The organism is Desulfuromonas sp. CSMB_57 (genome assembly GCF_020194955.2).
Classification (GTDB): domain Bacteria; phylum Desulfobacterota; class Desulfuromonadia; order Desulfuromonadales; family Syntrophotaleaceae; genus JAFCIY02.
Genome location: NZ_JAFCIY020000064.1, coordinates 1 through 1,230, shown reverse-complemented (window position 1 = coordinate 1,230; position 1,230 = coordinate 1). Strand labels below are relative to the sequence as shown.

At 43.5% G+C, this 1,230-nt stretch carries 2 protein-coding genes; both read left to right on the top strand.

Annotated features, from left to right (window positions below; all coding sequences use genetic code 11):
- A partial coding sequence (locus JQN68_RS13860) for an RHS repeat domain-containing protein (RefSeq protein ID WP_249621255.1) occupies positions 1-470 on the top strand: 470 nt, incomplete at its 5' end.
- Positions 471-479: 9 nt separating this feature from the next.
- Positions 480-893 (top strand): hypothetical protein, encoded by a 414-nt coding sequence (locus JQN68_RS13855; protein ID WP_225073946.1) that lies wholly within the window; start codon positions 480-482, stop codon positions 891-893.
- Positions 894-1,230 lie beyond the last annotated feature (337 nt).

Sequence of the window (1,230 nt, the reverse complement as noted above, 5' to 3'; positions counted from 1 at the left end):
GCGGGCAGTATCTGAGCCCGGACCCGATAGGCCTGGAAGGCGGATTACGGACCCACGGCTATGTGCACGACCCCATGCAGTGGGTGGATCCGTTGGGGTTGGCGGGGTGTCCGGTATGGGATGCGAAGGCTGGTCGGTGGAGGGATTCTCAGACGGGTCGTTTTACGCAACCACCATCCGCACCTCAGAAAGTTATTGGTCACTATCCCGAGTACGTTGATTTGTCAAAGCAATTGAAAGTAAAGCCATTTTCTATCCCAGATAAAATATGGAACAAAATGTCACAAGCAGAGCAGTGGACAGCCAATCAAAAATTCTTAGACCGTGCAATTTCTAGGGGCTCTGAGTTTAACTTAGCAACACCAATTGAAAAAATAAGGCCTGGTACTTATTTGCCTAAAGAAATACAGTATCTAAATTCAAAAGGATATAAGTTCAATAAAAATAATACTAGACTAATTAAGCAATAGGTGTATTCAATGGATTTAGTTGAATTAATAACAAATTCTGTTTCAATATTGACCAATGATAATGATTTTTATATTTCAGAATTAATTATCGACGAAAATAATTTTGGGAACATTGTAGTAATTCTTAAATCAAATTACGGAATTTGTGTGCGTTTTATAAAGGACAGAGGAGATTGCTGGAGTGAGATAGGTTTCTTAAATGAGTGGTATTTTCTTGAAGATGTATGTTGTGCAATTGGTATCAATATTGTACCGAGTAGCACTGATTTAGAAAAAATGATTACAGATTTATCTCATTTAATAAAAAAAAATATGCTCTTGATAATTAAATCATTTGATGCAAAGAATCATAAAAAGACACAAGCTAAAATAAAGGAAATTGCAAGAAAAAGGGCAATGAATATGTTTGATCTGGACCAATGAGAGGCCAGTCTGCACCCCTCGGGTTGTGCTCACGGCGCCATTTTCGCGAGACACAGTGTCTGTGGCGCCGACACCTTTAGCCGTTTTTTTGGTCAGGCGAAGCTGATCTTTGACAATTCACCGCTGATTGTATGACGATGCCGTGGGCGTTCTCCTGTTGCGGGCGGGCGGTATGGGCCACACCCTCGGTTGTGGTTTTTCATAAGCAGTCATGCCGCGCCGGCTTAAACCCTAACCGTAAGCAAGCCGGACGTAGGTGATTGTAGGCGACGCGGCCTGGAAACCCAGCGGCAATACCAGGCGCCGGAGCAGACCCCCCGCGACGCCCTCACCCTCA